This window comes from Rahnella inusitata (genome assembly GCF_018288855.1).
GTDB lineage: Bacteria > Pseudomonadota > Gammaproteobacteria > Enterobacterales > Enterobacteriaceae > Rahnella > Rahnella inusitata.
Genome location: NZ_CP065024.1, coordinates 1266468 through 1283352, shown reverse-complemented (window position 1 = coordinate 1283352; position 16885 = coordinate 1266468). Strand labels below are relative to the sequence as shown.

Sequence of the window (16885 nt, the reverse complement as noted above, 5' to 3'; positions counted from 1 at the left end):
CCGGCTATACAATTATTCTTAACAGCTATTATTTAGTGACCGGAGGTTTGATGAAAATTGATAAGAATTCGTTCACGCCGCTCTACCTGCAAATTGAGCAGCAGCTGACCGAAAAAATCAGTGCAGGCGACATCAAACCCGGTGATCCGATCCCTACGGAAGCGGCGCTGTGTGAGATTTACGGCGTATCACGCATGACCGCGCGAAAAGCGGTGGATTATCTGGTGCGTCAGGGCAGGGTAGCGCGTTTTCGCGGGCGAGGGACCTTCGTGGTCGAGCCGCCAAAACAGCAGAAAATCATTTTGCCGCTGGACCGGCATCTAACCGCCAGCGAAGTGGCACAGGAAAATAATCAGCGAATTGAAAATCAGGTGCTCGAGTTTCGCCGCATCCCTGCGAGTGAAAGTATTGCTGCTGAACTGAATGTCCCCGCAGGTACGGAAGTCTATTTCATGATCCGGCTGCGCCTGCTCGGCGATGAGCCTTTTGTGTACGAACAGTGCTGGATGCTGTGCGAACGTTTCCAGGATATCACCCGTGCGGCGATGACCTCCTCGAAATACGCCTATATCCGCTCGAAAGGTTTTCAGCCCTCGGGCAGCACCAAACTGATTTCAGCAGAACTGCCTTCTAACGAGATCCGACTCGCGCTGAATTTGTCGCGTGACCAGCCGGTGCTCCATTCTCACGCCATCGTCACCTTTACCGACGGTTCGCTGTTTGAAGTCTCCGACGTGTACTACAACCAGAAAAACTACGGCTTCAGCGTCCATGCCAAAGTCAAAAGTTAGGCGATACCGGAAAGCTCTGCCTTCACCAGATTTGCGACCTGTTCGACCTGCGGGCCGTAAATTACGTGCACGTCAGTTTCAGTAATCCGTTTCACGCCTGCCGCCCCGGTTTTCATCAACGTGCCATCTTGCACCTGTGACATATCTTTCACCTTCACGCGCAGACGGGTAAAGCAGCAATCGACCGCCGTGATATTCCCCTCACCGCCCAGCCCGATAATAATATTTTTAGTTTTTTCACCGGTACCCTGCGCCGGTTTAGCGCGCTCCTCGGCATCGTTCTCATCCTCCCGCCCCGGTGTTTTCACCTGCATGCGCAGGATCACCCAGCGGAAGCTGAAGTAGTACAGCGGCGCGTAAAGTATCCCGAGGATCAGCGGATACCACCAATGTGTTTTGCTGCCGCCGAGCACGCCGAAGATCAGGAAGTCGATCGCCCCGCCCTGCACATTACCGATCATCACATGGAACATTTGCATCAGCACGAAAGAGAGTCCGGTCAGCACGGCGTGCAGGATATACAGCACCGGCGAGACGAAGATGAAGCAAAACTCCAACGGCTCGGTGATCCCGGTGGTAAACGACGCCAGCCCACCCGCCAGCATCAGCGCTTTTACCCGACCTTTATGCTCGGGACGCGCGCAGTGATACATCGCCAGCGCCGCCGCCGGTAAGCCAAACATCATCACCGGAATTTTGCCCTGCGCCAGGAAGCGCGTCGCCTGCTGGGTCACGGCGTCAGAGATCATGCCCGGATTCGCCAGTGCGGCGTTGAAGATATTGAGCGCGCCGACGATGCTTTGATTATCTACCGTCGTCACCCCGCCAATTGGCGTAAAGCGCACGGTTTCGTTGATGATGTGATGCAGACCAGTGGGGATCAGCAACCGCTCAGAGGTGGCATAAATAAAGGTGCCGACCTCGCCGGTTCTCCCGATAAGCTCGCCGACCCACTGGATCCCCTGCGCAACTGTCGGCCAGATAAGCGACATCAGTACACCGACGATCGGCAGCACCAGAATGGTCACGATCGGCACAAAACGCCGTCCACCGAAGAAGGCGATGGCCGTAGGCAGCACGATGGTATAGAACCGGTTATGCAGCCACATGGTGATAAGCCCGACCAGCACACCACCCAGCACGCTCATGTTGTAGGTGAAAATGCCCAGCGTGTTGGTGAACTCCGCCGCGTAAATCATCGCATCGCTTTCGGTCATGCCTTTCGCGGTGAGCTTCGCAACGGTAATGGTTTCCGGCGTAATTCCCTGCGCCAGCAGGCTATAATTAACCCCGACGTGCAACCCGACAAAGCCGATCACTGCGGAAAAGGCCGCCGTGGCCTTCTCTGCATTGGCCAGACCCATCGCGGTCGCCACCGCAAAGAACAGCGGCAGATTAGCGAACAACGCGCCGGACACCTGCCGGATAAACCCGATCACCAGCTGTAACGTTTTCATCTGCGTGAACGCTTCGCCGGTTACCGACGGGTTCTGCAACGCGGCGGCCAGCCCCAGGAAAATCCCGGCGGCGGCGATCACCGAGATAGGCGTCATCAGGGCTTTCCCCAGATCGTGGATCTTGCTGCCAAGTTTCATCATCTGTATCCCCTCAGGTCACTGGCGAAAAAACACACTTTCATTGAGTTAAGTCATAGAATGTATAGTTGTATAGACATAGCAGTCAGGAGTATGAAAGGGATCACATTTTTTGCGGGAAGATGAGAGAGGCGGGATAGATTTAATAATCTCAGCACAACGCAGCCATTAATACCCCCCAACACTCACCAACCACTCATCAAATCCTCTCCTTCCTCATTTGCGCCCTCCGTCACTCTCCCTAAGTCGCTCTATATGTTAAAATTGTTAAAACATTGAGACATTTTTAAGCGTAAGACTTTTGCCGCGCTGCTTCGGCGCGGGTTGATGGTGAGCAATTTAAGGAAACAACATGGGTATCACTCGTCGTGATTTTTTAAATGGTGTGGCAATTACCGTAACTGCCGGTATGACGCCGTTTGAGGCACTGAAAGCATCGCCGCAAACGGCGGCGCAGACGCTGTATTACCCGCCTTCCCTGACCGGGTTGCGCGGGAATCATCAGGGCTCTTACGAGGCGGCGCATATTCTCGGGCGCGAAGGCAAAAAGGTCGATCCTTCCAGTTTACCGGTGGAGGACGAGTTTGATCTGGTGATCGTCGGTGCCGGGATCAGCGGGCTGGCGGCGGCGTGTTTCTGGCAGGAACAGCATGGCAAGCAACAGCGGATTTTACTGCTGGATAACCATGATGATTTCGGCGGACACGCCAAGCGTAATGAATTTCATGTCGAAGATAAAACGCTGCTCGGTTATGGCGGCAGCGAGTCTTTCCAGTCGCCACGCACCAACTTCAGCCCGGTGGCGATGGGCCTGCTGAAAACGCTGAACGTCGATATCGAAACGATGGCGAAGGACTTCGATCAGACGTTCTATCCGGATCTGCACCTGAGCCGTGGCGTGTACTTTGACCGCAAAAACTTTGGCGTCGATAAAATCGTCAGCGGCGATCCGGGCCGCGCAGTGGCCGATGATATTCCGCCGGATCGCCTCAACGGGCGCGATATCCGCGATTTCATCAATGATTTTCCCCTGCCGGAATCTGACCGTAAAGCGCTTATCGCCCTGCATACCGAAGAGAAAGATTATCTGCACGGGATGAGTCAGGAAGAGAAAGTCGCCTGGGTGGACGGACACAGCTATACGCAATTCCTGCGTGAAAAAGTCGGGCTGAGTGAGATGGCAATCCGTTATTTCCAACAGCGCACCAATGATTTTCAGGCAGTCGGAATTGATGCCACCTCGTGCAGCGATGCACGCATCTGCGCCCTGCCGGGGCTGGAAAGCATGGGATTACCGCCGCTGGATGCCGAATCGCTGGAAGATCTCGACCAGCCGTACATCTTCCACTTCCCGGACGGCAATGCCGGTCTGGCGCGCCTGATGGTGCGTCATCTGATCCCGCAGGTCGCGCCGGGCAATACGATGGAAGATATCGTGCTCGCGAAATTCGATTACAGCCAGCTCGATAAGAACGGGCAGCCGGTGCGTCTGCGCCTGAACAGCACCGGAATGCACGTCGCCAACGTGGAGCATGAGGGGAAACCGGCAGTTGAGGTGACTTACATGACCGGCTCGCAGCTGCACCGCGTCCGCGCCGGACAGGCAGTGATGGCCGGATACAATATGATGATCCCGTACCTGGTGCCGGAGATTGCCGACGCGCAAAAAGCGGCGCTGAAGGAAAACGTCAAAGCGCCGCTAGTGTATACCAAAGTGGTTATCCGCAACTGGCAGCCGTTTATCAAACTTGGCGTTCACGAAATCTACTCCCCCGGTGCGCCTTACAGCCGCGTGAAGCTGGATTATCCGGTGGATATGGGCGGTTATCAGCATCCGCGCGATCCGAATCAACCGATTGGTCTGCACATGGTCTATGTGCCGACGCTGCCTGGCAGCGGCCTCAGCCCGCGCGAGCAGTCGCGCAAAGGCCGTGCGCTGTTGCTCGGAACCTCGTTTGATGCGCATGAAAAAATGATCCGCGATCAGCTCCAGGGCATGTTCGGCGAGGCGGGTTTTGACCATCAGCGCGACATCATGGCGATCACCGTCAACCGCTGGTCGCACGGCTATTCCTACTTCCTCAGCGGGATGTTCGACGATGAGGAGCAATCGCAGAAAACCATTCAGCTCGCCCGCCAGCCGGTCGGGCGCATCACTATCGCCAACTCAGATTCCGACTGGAGCCCGTACGCTAACTCAGCGGTGGATCAGGCGTGGCGCGCAGTGAACGAACTGACAGCCATGAAGAAGGTGAACGCATGAAACAGCTGATGATTTTCGCCACACTGATGGCGATGGCAGGATCTGCGATGGCGATGTCCGAAGGAGAATATGTCGCTAAGGCCGCCGACTGCGCGGCCTGTCATACGTCATCGACAGGGGCGAACCTGGCGGGTGGCGTGCGTTTTGCGACGCCGCTCGGTGAAATCTACTCGACCAACATCACGCCAGACGTGAAATTCGGCATTGGCGGCTACAGCTTTGAGGAGTTCGACAAAGCCATGCGTCAGGGCATCGCCAAAGACGGGCATCCGCTGTATCCGGCCATGCCGTATACCTCGTACGTGAAAATGAGCGGCAAAGATATGCACGCGCTGTACGACTATCTGATGAAAGAGGTGCAACCCCAGCCGGTCGCCAACCGCGAGAATGATATCAGCTGGCCCATGTCTGTCCGCTGGCCACTGCACGTATGGAACAGCATTTTCCTCGAAGAAGGCGAATACACCACACAGGCCGATAAAAGTGCCGAATGGAACCGTGGCGCGTATCTGGTGCAGGGCGCCGGACACTGCGGTGCCTGCCATACGCCACGCGGCTGGGCGCAGCAGGAGAAAGCGGTCGACGATCAGAGTACGGCGTTTCTGAGCGGCGGTGAACTTGACGGCTGGTCCGCGCCTTCGCTGCGCGGCCTCAGGGTCAGCCAGCCGGAGCTGGTCACGCTGCTGAAAACGGGTCGTAACGCGCACGACGCCGTCAGCGGTCCGATGGGCGAAGTGATCACTAATAGCACGCAGTTTATGACCGATGCAGATCTCAACAGCATGGCGGTATATCTGCTAAGTCTCAAAGCGGAGCCACAGGATAAACCCGCGAAAATTGCCGTCGCGACACAGGCCGGGCAGCAGACGTTTATGCGCTACTGCTCAACCTGCCACGGTGTGAACGGCGGCGGGAAAGACTATACGATCCCGGCGCTGGCGGGCAATCTGACGGTCAACGCTGAAAATCCGCAAACGTTGCTGCGGGTGATCCTATACGGTGGCCAGACGCCGGTGACGGCAGCGCATATGTCTGACACCATGCCCGCCTACGGCTGGACGCTGACTGACGAACAGGCCGCAGAATTAACCAACACTCTGCGCGCCAGCTGGGGAAATCACGCGGCCATCGTTACGCCAGAGGATGTGGCGAAAGCGCGCAAAGCAGGGAAGTCACAAGATAGCCGATAAACTAACACCCCGTCCCGGCGTTTCCCTTGCGAAAGGGGACGCCGGGACGGGGTTTAGCCATCCACTTCACCACTCATTATTTACCCACATCTCCGTTCCAGCCACCGCCCAGCGCGGCGATAAGCTTGACGCTGGTGACCATCTGAGTGCTGACCAGCGACAGGACGCTTTGCTGCTGGGTCAGGCTGGTATTCTCGGTACTGGCGACGTCAAGATAATCAATCATCCCGGCCTGATACTGGTTGTAGGTCACGCGTGCGGATTCTTTGGCGGAATCGGCGGCGTTCTGGCGGGCGATGAGCTCATTGTCCAGCGTATTTAATTCCACCAGATAATCTTCCACTTCCTGCATCGCGGTTAACACGCTCTGGCGATAACCGGCGACGTCGGCGTCATAGGCGGCTTCCGCCTGGGCGACTTTGCCACGGGTCGAACCAAAATCCAGTACCGTCTGGCTGAGTTCCGGGCCTAAAGACCAGACGCGGTTCGGCAGTGAGAACAGGTTATGGAAGGCAGAGCTGGCAAATCCGCCGCTGGCGCTTAAGGTCAGATCCGGGTAATAAGCGGCAGTAGCAACACCGACAGCGGCGTTGGAAGACGCCATGGTGCGTTCAGCGGCGGCGATATCAGGTCGGCGCTGCAACAGCTGCGAAGGCAAGGCATCCGGGATCTGCGGCAGAGTCAGTTTGACGTCGCGCGCGGCGAGGCTGAACTGCGCCGGTGGTTTGCCGACAAGCACCGCGATAGCGTGCTCCAGCTGGGCACGCTGCCATTGCAGATCAAGCGCTGAGGCTTTGGTGCTTTCCAGCTGCGTCTGGGCCTGCGCCAGCGTGGCGCGTGAGGCGTTACCGCCTTCATACTGATTCTGGATGACGGTCAGATAACGCTGATACGCCTCGATGCTGCGCTGATACAGCGCGATCTGCTGATCCATTACCCGCAGCTGGAAGTAATCCTGCGCCAGTTCGGACTGCGCGCTGAGCGTGGCGTCGGCAAGATCGGCCTTGCTGGCCTGCGCGCTGGCGTCCTGCTCTTCTGCCGAACGGCGCAGTTTGCCCCACAGATCCAGCTCCCAGCTGGCGCTGAGTTCAGCCGACTGATTTTTGGTGACGGTCGATGACGTGCCGCTGCGCGTGCTGCCAACAGAGGCATCGACGGAAGGATAGAGATCCGAACGCGCCTGGGTGACTAACGCCTGCGCCTGACGGTATTGCGCGGCGTACTGCGCGACGTTCTGGTTGGAAATCTGCACCTGACTCAGCAGCGAAGACAGCTCCGGATCCTGATACACCGTCCACCAGTCGCCTTTGCTCTGGTTATCTTTAGGGATCGCCGCCGTCCAGCCTTTGGCTTCTTTAAACGCCGTGGGCATGGCGACGTCAGGCCGCTGGTAATCCGGCCCGACGGTACAGGCGCTGACCATTATAGCCAGCGCCAGCGGAACAAGTCGGGACGCCATAGTACGGGATTTTTGCAAAGTCATCAGATTCGCTTCAGGGTAAGAATTCATTGTTTTATCAGTCATGTGAACTGACCTCCGGCGACGCTGTGTGCGGGCGCAGGCGATGCCATAAGCGATGCGTCGCCCGGCTCGTGCGATCCATATACAAGTACACCACCGGCGTGGTGAATAACGTCAGGATCTGGCTCAGTGCCAGACCACCGGCGATTGCCAGCCCCAGCGGGCTGCGCAGATCTGCATCGCCGCCGCTGCCGAGCGCCAGTGGCAATGCGCCAAAGAACGCCGCCAGCGTGGTCATCAGGATCGGGCGGAAACGCATCAGACAAGCCTGGGTGATCGCCTGCTGTGGCGAGAGGCCGAGGCGGCGTTCGGCATCGAGCGCGAAGTCGATCATCATGATCGCATTCTTCTTCACAATGCCGATCAGTAACAGGATCCCGATCAGCGCAATCACCGTCAGCTGTGTGCCGGTCATCAGCATCAGCAGCAGCGCGCCAAGCCCGGCAGACGGCAGCGTTGAGAGAATGGTCAGCGGATGAATATAGCTTTCATACAGCACACCGAGAACGATATACACCGCCGCCAGCGCCGCCAGAATCAGCCACGGCATCGAGCTGGCCAGCGCCTGGAACGCCTGCGCCGTACCGGCATAACTGCCCTGAATGGTATCCGGCAAACCGATTTTCGCCATCGCAGTTTTCAGCGCAATCTGCGCCTGTTCCAGCGCGTAACCGTCGGCCAGGTTGAAGGCGATGGTCGTGGTTGCCGTCTGCCCCTGATGCGCCACCGAGAGCGGTGCATTTGCGCCGCTGAACGAGGTAAAGGCCGACAGCGGGATCTGCTTGCCTGCGTCGGTCACCACATACAGCTGATTCAGCACGTCAGGATTGCCGGTGTAATCCGAGGTCAGGTTCATCACCACGTGATACTGGTTAAGCGTTTTGTAGATAGTCGCAATCTGCCGCTGGCTGAAAGCGTTATTGAGTAATGTATCGATCATCCTCACGTTAACGCCGAGCTGCGTGGCACGGTCGCGGTCGATATTGAGCATCACTTCCTGCCCGCCGGTCTGCGAGTCGGAATCGACGCCGGTCAGTTCCGGGAGCGCTGCCAGTGCCGCTTTCACTTTCGGTGCCCACTCGCGCAGCAGGGAAAGATCGTCAGCCTGTAAGCTGTACTGATACTGGGCGTTAGCGCTGCGTCCGCCGATGTGCAAGTCCTGCGCCGCCATCAGGAACAGCTGCGATCCCGGGACTTTAGCGGTTTCCATCATCAGGCGGTTAGCCACCTGATTGGCGTTGGCGGTGCGTTTATCGAAATCTTTCAGGCGAACGAAGAACGTGGCGGTATTGCGTGATCCAAACCCGCCGCTGCCCGCTGAGCTCATTACCGCTTCCACTGCCGGATCGTCCTGGATGATCTTGCTGTATTTCAGCACCTGCGGCTGGATCGACTGGAACGAAGTGTTCTGATCCGCTCGCAACATGCCCATCAACATGCCGGTGTCCTGATCCGGGAAGAAGCCCTTTTCCACCACGGTATACAGATAGAAGTTAAGCAGCACGGTCAGGAACAGCCCGACCAGAGTGATCAGCTGATGACGCATCACCCAGCCGAGCGCCACCGAATAGGCGGCCAGCAGCTTGTTGAGCCCGCGTTCGATCATGCGATAAATGCGCGGCTGACGTTTTTCCACCGGTGGTTTACGCGTGAGAAAACGCGCACAAAGCATCGGCGTCAGGCTGAGCGAGACCAGCATAGAAATAATCAGCGAGACGCTGAGCGTCACCGCGAATTCGCGGAACAGACGCCCGACGATGCTGCCCATCAGCAGGATTGGGATAAACACGGCGATCAGCGACAGCGTCATGGAAAGCACAGTAAAGCTGACTTCCTGCGCGCCTTTGATAGCCGCACGCACCGGCCCCATTCCTTCTTCGATATGCCGCGTAATGTTTTCGAGCACCACGATGGCGTCATCAACCACAAAGCCGGTGGCGATAATCAGCGCCATCAGCGACAGGTTATCGAGGCTGTAGCCAAGCAGGTACATCACCGCGCAGGTACCGATTAAAGAAACCGGCAGTGCCAGCGCGGGGATCAGCACCGCACGCCAGTTGCGCAGAAAAACAAACACCACCGCGATCACCAGCAGCGTGGCTTCCAGCAAGGTCATTTCGGTATCGCGCAGGGAAGCGGAGACGTTCGGCGAGCGGTCAAGCGCCAGATTAAGCTGGACGTCGCCCGGCAAGCTTTCTTTCATCAGCGGCAGCGCAGCTTTGATTGCCTCGATGGTTTCCAGCATGTTCGCGCCCGCCTGACGCGTGACGCCGATCATCACCGACGGCGTGCTGTTGTAATAGCCGACGTTGTATTTGTCTTCGACCGAATCGTAAACATTGGCGACGTCGCTGAGGCGGATCGCCGAACCGTTGATGTAGGTGATGATCAGCGTTTTGTACTGTGCTGCGGTACTTTGCTGGCCGTTGCCCTCGATCATCCAGGACTGATTCGAGCCTTGCAGCAGCCCCTTCGGCAGGTTGCTGGTGCTGTTGGCAATGGCTGAACGAATGGTGTCGAGGGAAATGCCGTAAGAGGTGACCGCTTCCGGGCGCAAATCAATACGTACGCCCGGCAGCGCGGAGCCCACCAGCGAGACCTGCCCGACGCCGTTCACCTGCGCAATTTTCTGTTGCAGCTGGCTGGAGGCGATATCGTACAGCTCGCCCTTGCTGCGCGTGGCCGAGGTCAGCGCCAGCATGATGATCGGCGCATCCGACGGGTTGGCTTTGCGATAGGTCGGCAGCGACGGCATGCTGCTTGGCAATAACGCGCGGGAAGCGTTGATCGCCGCCTGCACGTCGCGCGCTGCGCCGTTAATATCGCGATCTAAATCGAACTGCAAAATGACACTGGTGGAGCTTTGCGAGCTGCGCGAGGTCATTTCGGTGACGCCCGCGATCTGCCCGAGCGCCCTTTCCAGCGGCGTGGCGACGGTAGCCGCCATGGTTTCTGGGCTGGCTCCCGGCAAACTGGCGCTGACCAGAATGGTCGGGAAATCCACCTGCGGCAGCGGCGCGACCGGCAATAAACGATAACCGAGCAGGCCGAGCAGCAGAACCGCCAGCGTCAGCAGCAGGGTGGCGACCGGGCGCAGGATAAAGAAGCGTGAGATGTTCATCGGTTATCTGCCCGCTGCGCGGCACGACGGTGGCGCGGATTAAAGCGGTGCGAGAGGTTGTCGAACATCAGGTAGATCACCGGCGTCGAGAACAGCGTCAGGATCTGACTGAAGATCAAACCCCCGACGATCACCAGCCCGAGCGGCTGGCGCAGTTCCGCGCCGGATCCACTCGCCAGCATCAGCGGCAATGCACCGAGCAGCGCGGCCATGGTGGTCATCATGATCGGACGAAAACGCAGTAAACAGGCCTGATGGATCGCCTCACGCGGCGATAATCCCTGCTTGTTTTCCGCTTCCAGCGCAAAGTCGATCATCATAATGGCGTTCTTTTTCACGATCCCGATCAGCAGGATCACGCCGATCAACGCGATCAAACTGAATTCCGTTCCGGCAAAGATCAGCGACAACAGCGCGCCAACCGCCGCCGACGGTAGCGTGGAAAGAATAGTCACCGGATGGATAAAGCTTTCGTACAGAATGCCGAGCACCACGTACATGGTCAGCAACGCGGCGAGGATCAGCCACAACGTGTTACCGGTGGCACTTTCAAACGAGGCCGCCGCGCCCTGATAACGCAGCGTAATACTGTCCGGCATCGCGATATCCGCTACGGTGGTTTTGATCGCCTGCTGCGCCTGCTCCAGCGAATAGCCGTCGTTGAGGTTGAAGGACACCGTCACCGCCGGGAACTGGTTCAGTCGCGCCTGCAACAGCGCGCCGGTGCGCATGTGGATTTTGGCGATCGACGTCAGTTTCACCATGCCATTGCTGGAACTGCTGGTGCTGGTGGACGACGTCGAACTGCCGGATGCGGTGGTCGTTGAGGACGCCGCGTTGCTGTTCGAGGTTGTGCTGCTGGTGGCTGACGTCGTGACGTTGCTTGCCAGATAGATGTCATCGAACGAGGCCGGAGACTGCTGGAACTGCGGCGCGACTTCCAGCACCACGCGATACTGGTTGGCCTGGGTAAAGATGGTGGAGACCAGACGCTGGCCGAAGGCGTTGTACAGCGCGGTATCGACGTCTGACGCGGTAATGCCGTAACGCGCTGCGGCGTCGCGATCTAATTCCACGTAGGCTATCTGCCCCTGATTTTGCAGGTTGCTGACTGCATCGCTGAATTCCGGCTGCTCGCTGAGTTTGGCCAGCAGTTTCGGCGTCCATTCCACCAGATTTTCGCTGTCGGAATCATCCAGCGTGAACTGGTACTGGCTCGGCGTGACCTGATCGTCAACGGTCAGATCCTGCGATGCCTGTAAATACAGTTCGATGCCGGGCACACCGGCGGTTTCCTGTTTCAGACGTTCGATGATCGCCGGCGCACGTTCGCTGCGTTCATCAAAAGATTTCAGGCTGATCTGCAAGCGGCCACTGTTCAGGCTGGTGTTATTGCCGTCCACGCCAATGGTTGACGCGACGCTTTCGACGTCGGGATCTTTAAGGATAGCGGCAGCCAGTAACTGCTGACGACGCCCCATTTCGCCAAAGGACACGTCCTGCGACGCCTGCGTAATGCCCTGAATCATCCCGGTATCCTGCGACGGGAAGAAGCCTTTTGGCACAATCACATACAGCAGCGCGGTGAAGACTAAGGTAGCGGCGGCGACCAGCAGGGTTATCTTCTGGTGATTGAGCACCACGATAAGCATCCGGTCATAACCGGCGATCAATTTGTCGAAAAACTCCCCGCCCTTGCGGTAGAACTTGCTCTGTTTGTCTTCCGGAGTGTGGCGCAGTAAATAGGCACACAGCATCGGGGTGAGCGTCAGAGAGACGACCATCGACACCAGTATCGACACCGCCAGCGTGATGGCAAATTCGCGGAACAGGCGCCCCACGACATCCCCCATAAACAGCAGCGGGATCAGGACGGCAATAAGAGAAAAGGTCAGGGAAATGATGGTGAAACCGATCTGCTTGGAGCCTTTCAGCGCCGCCTGCATCGGGGTTTCGCCCTCTTCCAGCCGTCGCGAAATGTTTTCCACCACCACGATGGCGTCATCGATAACGAAGCCGGTAGCAATGGTCAGCGCCATCAGCGACAAGTTATTCAGGCTGAAGCCGCACAGATACATCACACCAAATGTGCCGATAAGCGACAGCGGCACGGCAACGCTTGGGATAAGCGTCGCCGCCACGTTGCGCAGGAACAGGAAAGTCACCATCACCACCAGCGCAATCGACAGCAACAGCTCAAACTGAACGTCGCTTATCGAGGCACGGATGGTCTGGGTCCGGTCAGACAGAATGCTGACTTTGACCGAATCCGGCAGCGCTTCCTGCAATTTCGGCAACTGGGTCTTAATCGCATCCACCACCTGAATCACGTTGGCGCCGGGCTGACGCTGAACGCTGATAATGATCGCCGGTTCTTTATTCGCCCACGCAGACAGATACTGGTTTTCAGGCGCTTCAGACAGCGTGGCGATATCGCGTAAACGCAGCGCAGCGCCGTTTTCGTAAGTCACAATCAGGTTGGCGTATTCAGACGCGGTGCGCAGCTGATCGTTAGCATCAATGGTGATCGAATGATGCGGACCGTCGAAACCGCCCTTGGAGCCGTTGACGTTGCTGTTGCCGATCAACGTGTTAATGGTTTCCAGCGTGAGGTTGTGCGCCGCCAGTTTACGCGGATCGACCTGCACGCGTATGGCAGGCTGATGCCCGCCCGCCAGCGTCACCATGCCAACGCCGGAGATCTGCGAAAGCTTCAGCGCTACACGGGTATTGACCAGATCCTGCACTTTGGTCAGCGGCAGTGATTCGGAAGTGACGGCCAGCGTCAGCACCGCGGCATCCGCCGGGTTCACCTTTTTATAGGTCGGCGGATTGGGTAAATCGTTCGGCAGCAGACTGTCGGCGGCGTTGATCGCGGCCTGCACTTCCTGCTCGGCGACGTCGAGAGAGAGATCCAGCGAGAATTTCAGCGTGATGATCGAAGAGCCGCTCGCGCTGGTGGAATACATCTGGCTCAGGCCCGCCATCTGGCCGAGCTGGCGTTCAAGCGGCGCGGTAATGCCCGACGCCATTACGTCCGGGCTGGCACCCGGATAGAGCGTGGTCACCTGAATGGTCGGGTAATCGACCTGCGGCAGCGCCGACGTCGAGAGCATGTTGTAGGCAAAAATGCCCGACAGCAGCACGGCGACCATCAGCAGAATGGTCGCGACCGGCCTTTGAATAAAGAGGCGTGAAGGATTCATTTCGGCCCGCTGTCTTTACCGGTTGTGGCTTTATCGACGCCAGCGCCTTGCTCACGCGCTTTCGAAGAACCGGCGGCGGCAGCATCTTCGGTATTGGCGGTCACCACCTGCACTTTCGCGCCGTTGGTCAGGCGATCAATCCCGGTTGTTACCACTTGTTCGCCCGGCTTCACGCCGGACAAAATCGCTACCTGATTGTCACCGAAGTCCGGCCCGGATTTCACGGCGCGGCGCTCGATGGTGTTATCAGCTTTAATCACGTACACGAAATCGCCGTTACTGCTCAGCTGCAACGCCGCAGCCGGAATAACGGTGGTATCTTTAAGCGTGGAAACCTGTAAGCGGGCGTTAACAAACTGGTTCGGATAGAGTTTTTCATCCGCATTGTTGAACAGCGCTTTCAGCTTGATACTGCCGGTGCTGCTATCAATTTCATTACTGATAAATTGCAGCTGGCCCTGATCGAGCACTTCGCTGCCGTCCTGATTAAAGGCGGTGGTCGGCAGTTTATTGCCGCCGCGCAGCGCTTTGAGCAGGGTTTGCAGATTGCTTTGCGGCACGCTGAAGGTGACAGCAATCGGCTGCGTCTGGGTAATGGTGACGATACCGGTCGTTGAGCTGCTGGTGACCATATTGCCCGGATCGACCAGACGTAACCCGACATGGCCGCTGACCGGTGCGGTGATTTTCGCAAACTCAAGATTCAGTTTTGCGGCATCGATTTGCGCCTGATCGGCTTTCATCGCCCCGGCGTACTGCCCGGCGGTCGCTATCTGGCTTTCCAGATCCTGACGCGCTAAAGAGTCCTGCGCATACAGTTTGCGGTAACGCGCCAGCGTCAGTTCGGCACTTCTCGACAGCGCCTGATTCTGCGCCAGGGAGCCCTGATACTGCTCGAGCGTCGCCTGATAGCTGCGCGGATCAATCTGCGCCAGCAACTGCCCCTGCTCAACTTTCTGCCCTTCGGTGAAATACACCTTCATCAGCTGGCCATCGACCCGGCTGGTGACCGTCACGGTGGCGTTGGCCACCACGGTACCCAGCGCACGCAGATAGACTGGCACATCCGCCTGCGTGGCTTTTCCGGCCTGCACCGGCGTATCCATCCCCATCATCATCTGGCCGCGCATGGCGCGCATACCGCCGCGTCCCGGTCCTTTTTTACCCGCGGATTCGGACGAACTCTGATGAAAAGCAAAGAACCAGACCAGGATCGCCGCAATGATGATGGCGATGATAACCCACACGAAGGTGCGTTTTTTAGAGCGAGATGAGGCAGTCGGCAGCATAAATTTCTTGATTTCGCAGTATTGATGAGGAGAAAACAGCTGAAAAATGACCTTCAACCAGAGATTTTATTGTTCGGCGCAAAACCATTATCCCTGAAAACCACGGGTGGCTGTTTTTAGGACACCGTAAAGATTTCGTTAGTAATTAAGAATATGTATTTCAATCATCCGGATGAATTATACCCGCTAATTTAGCCTTTAGAGGTAGCCAATGTTAAGGACTAAATGAGAATGAAAGTTGAAGAAGGGAGCAGAAAATTTTAAGGAACTGTCAACGCCACCCGGAATTTTGTCAGGAATGCGCTGATTTAGCATGAAAAACAAACAACCACATCACCCAAATGGTTTAAAAAAGTAGAGGTAAATCCTGAAAATTGCATTCATTGATAATTTATATTGTTTGCGTCGACCGCCCCTTGTTATGGTTAATTTTCTGGTTGTTTTTCATCTTCATGGCAGGGAATCGGGAGAATGCATACAAAATTTCAATCCAGACCGGTTATCGGGGTCACGCTCGACAGCGAGGAAGCCGGGGGTTACGCCGACTTTCCGTGGTACGCCTTACGTCAGAACTACATGGAAAGTCTGGCAGAACTGGGGGCCGTGCCGCTGGCATTGCCGCATCACGCAGATTTAACCGATGAGTATCTCGCGCTATGCGACGGGATTGTCGTCACCGGCGGCGCGTTTGACGTCCCGCCCGAGTTGTTCAATGAGCAGCAAACCAGCAGTCAGGTACGCCTGAAACCTGGCCGCACCGAATTCGAAAAAGCCATCGTCAAAGGCGCGATGCAGCGCAACATGCCGCTGCTCGGTATCTGCGGGGGCCAGCAGCTGCTGGCGGTCCTTACCGGCGGCACGCTGCATCAGCATATTCCCGATGCGCTGCCCGATGCGCTCGAGCACAGCACCACCGTCGATACCGAAAATGCCGGAGGCAAAAAGCGCGCTCGCCATCAGGTTGAGATCGTCGAAGGGTCGCTGCTCAGCCGCTGCGTCGACAGCCTGCACTATGAGGTCAACAGTTCGCATCATCAGGCGGTGAAATCGGTCGGCGAAGGTTGCCGCATTAATGCGTATGCGCCCGACGGCGTGATTGAAGGCATCGAGTGCGAAGGCTATGACTTTTGCCTTGGCGTGCAGTGGCACCCGGAATATCAGCAACATCAGCAGGATACGCAACTGCTGAACGCGCTGGTGTCGGCGGCTTCGCGCTATAAGCATTCTATGCGCAGTTCGGCGCGGGCGATGACCGACGCAATGACACGCAAAGGGAAAGAAGAGGCATGAATCAGGCGGTGCTGAAAACCAAAACAGACCAGATGTTGCGGGATCTTAATATCGACCCGCGGGTTATCGCGCACCGCACGCTGCCGTACTTCGAGGAAGTAAGTGAGCACTTACTGGTGGACGCTGAAACCGATGCGGCCACCGGTAAAATCTACCGCCTGACCTCACCCGCCGCGCAGGCATGGCAGACGATGAAACAGCAGGCTACCGCCGAAGGTATCGCCATTTACCTGGTATCCGCGTGGCGCAGTGTGGAATATCAGGCGGGTCTTATCCGCGCGAAGCAGGAGGCCGGTATCCCGCCTGAAACCTTCTTTACCTCACTGGCACCGCCCGGATGCAGCGAGCATCACACCGGCTGCGCCGTGGATATCAATACCCCCGGCTGTGATGAAGTCACCGGCGTGTTCGGCGAAACCGACGCTTTCGCCTGGCTGAAAGGCAACGCCGCGCGTTTTGGCTTCGTGATGTCATTTCCGCTGAACAATCCGTGGGGATTCATCTGTGAGCCGTGGCACTGGTGCTGGCACCCGCAATAACGCCATTTGTCTTAAACCGGTGATCTGCCTCTCACTTTCCATAACTAAAATTGTCCCTTAAACATTTTTCTGTTAGGCC

At 57.2% G+C, this 16885-nt stretch carries 10 protein-coding genes; 5 read left to right on the top strand and 5 right to left on the bottom strand.

Features of this window, described 5'->3' with window-relative positions:
- The first annotated feature begins 50 nt into the window (after positions 1-50).
- Complete coding sequence (locus I2123_RS06025) at positions 51-791, top strand: GntR family transcriptional regulator (protein ID WP_112165908.1); 741 nt, start codon at positions 51-53, stop codon at positions 789-791.
- On the opposite strand, the gene I2123_RS06020 is transcribed toward I2123_RS06025, so the two are convergent.
- The gene (locus I2123_RS06020) at positions 788-2389 is read right to left on the bottom strand and encodes a PTS transporter subunit EIIC (protein ID WP_213051986.1); all 1602 of its coding nucleotides are present in this window, start codon (positions 2387-2389) and stop codon (positions 788-790) included. The two genes, I2123_RS06025 and I2123_RS06020, sit on opposite strands and share 4 nt — an antisense overlap.
- Before the next feature lie 349 nt (positions 2390-2738).
- On the opposite strand from I2123_RS06020, the gene I2123_RS06015 reads away from it, so the two are divergent.
- Together I2123_RS06015 and I2123_RS06010 are read left to right on the top strand one after the other, a co-directional pair.
- Positions 2739-4649 (top strand): NAD(P)-binding protein, encoded by a 1911-nt coding sequence (locus tag I2123_RS06015; RefSeq protein WP_213051985.1) that lies wholly within the window; start codon positions 2739-2741, stop codon positions 4647-4649.
- Positions 4646-5839, top strand: coding sequence for a c-type cytochrome (locus I2123_RS06010; protein WP_213051984.1), 1194 nt, complete (start codon positions 4646-4648; stop codon positions 5837-5839). The genes I2123_RS06015 and I2123_RS06010 overlap by 4 nt, the downstream gene beginning before the upstream one ends.
- 76 nt (positions 5840-5915) lie before the next feature.
- Here the strand turns inward: I2123_RS06010 and I2123_RS06005 are convergent, their stop codons facing one another.
- The 4 genes from I2123_RS06005 to I2123_RS05990 are packed head-to-tail and all read right to left on the bottom strand — an operon-like array spanning position 5916 to position 14977.
- Positions 5916-7298 carry an efflux transporter outer membrane subunit gene (locus I2123_RS06005; RefSeq protein ID WP_208640487.1) on the bottom strand — a complete coding sequence of 461 codons (1383 nt, stop codon included), beginning with the start codon at positions 7296-7298 and terminating at the stop codon, positions 5916-5918.
- A gap of 58 nt (positions 7299-7356) precedes the next feature.
- Entirely contained in the window at positions 7357-10482 is a 3126-nt protein-coding gene (locus I2123_RS06000; protein ID WP_213051983.1) for an efflux RND transporter permease subunit, read from the bottom strand.
- A complete protein-coding gene (locus tag I2123_RS05995; protein WP_213051982.1) occupies positions 10479-13688 on the bottom strand; it encodes an efflux RND transporter permease subunit in 3210 nt (1069 codons plus the stop codon). The genes I2123_RS06000 and I2123_RS05995 overlap by 4 nt, the downstream gene beginning before the upstream one ends.
- The gene (locus tag I2123_RS05990; RefSeq protein ID WP_213051981.1) at positions 13685-14977 is read right to left on the bottom strand and encodes an MdtA/MuxA family multidrug efflux RND transporter periplasmic adaptor subunit; all 1293 of its coding nucleotides are present in this window, start codon (positions 14975-14977) and stop codon (positions 13685-13687) included. The genes I2123_RS05995 and I2123_RS05990 overlap by 4 nt, the downstream gene beginning before the upstream one ends.
- Positions 14978-15448: 471 nt before the next feature.
- On the opposite strand from I2123_RS05990, the gene I2123_RS05985 reads away from it, so the two are divergent.
- Both I2123_RS05985 and I2123_RS05980 read left to right on the top strand, forming a co-directional pair.
- The gene (locus I2123_RS05985) at positions 15449-16267 is read left to right on the top strand and encodes a gamma-glutamyl-gamma-aminobutyrate hydrolase family protein (RefSeq protein WP_112165894.1); all 819 of its coding nucleotides are present in this window, start codon (positions 15449-15451) and stop codon (positions 16265-16267) included.
- A complete protein-coding gene (locus I2123_RS05980) occupies positions 16264-16806 on the top strand; it encodes a M15 family metallopeptidase (RefSeq protein ID WP_213051980.1) in 543 nt (180 codons plus the stop codon). The genes I2123_RS05985 and I2123_RS05980 overlap by 4 nt, the downstream gene beginning before the upstream one ends.
- The last annotated feature ends 79 nt before the right edge of the window (positions 16807-16885 follow it).

Bases quoted from the DNA above. Each gene is read 5' to 3' on its own strand.
- I2123_RS06025 (WP_112165908.1), top strand. From the start codon at position 51: ATGAAAATTGATAAGAATTCGTTCACGCCGCTCTACCTGCAAATTGAG.
- I2123_RS06020 (WP_213051986.1), bottom strand. From the start codon at position 2,389: ATGATGAAACTTGGCAGCAAGATCCACGATCTGGGGAAAGCCCTGATG.
- I2123_RS06015 (WP_213051985.1), top strand. From the start codon at position 2,739: ATGGGTATCACTCGTCGTGATTTTTTAAATGGTGTGGCAATTACCGTA.
- I2123_RS06010 (WP_213051984.1), top strand. From the start codon at position 4,646: ATGAAACAGCTGATGATTTTCGCCACACTGATGGCGATGGCAGGATCT.
- I2123_RS06005 (WP_208640487.1), bottom strand. From the start codon at position 7,298: ATGGCGTCCCGACTTGTTCCGCTGGCGCTGGCTATAATGGTCAGCGCC.
- I2123_RS06000 (WP_213051983.1), bottom strand. From the start codon at position 10,482: ATGAACATCTCACGCTTCTTTATCCTGCGCCCGGTCGCCACCCTGCTG.
- I2123_RS05995 (WP_213051982.1), bottom strand. From the start codon at position 13,688: ATGAATCCTTCACGCCTCTTTATTCAAAGGCCGGTCGCGACCATTCTG.
- I2123_RS05990 (WP_213051981.1), bottom strand. From the start codon at position 14,977: ATGCTGCCGACTGCCTCATCTCGCTCTAAAAAACGCACCTTCGTGTGG.
- I2123_RS05985 (WP_112165894.1), top strand. From the start codon at position 15,449: ATGCATACAAAATTTCAATCCAGACCGGTTATCGGGGTCACGCTCGAC.
- I2123_RS05980 (WP_213051980.1), top strand. From the start codon at position 16,264: ATGAATCAGGCGGTGCTGAAAACCAAAACAGACCAGATGTTGCGGGAT.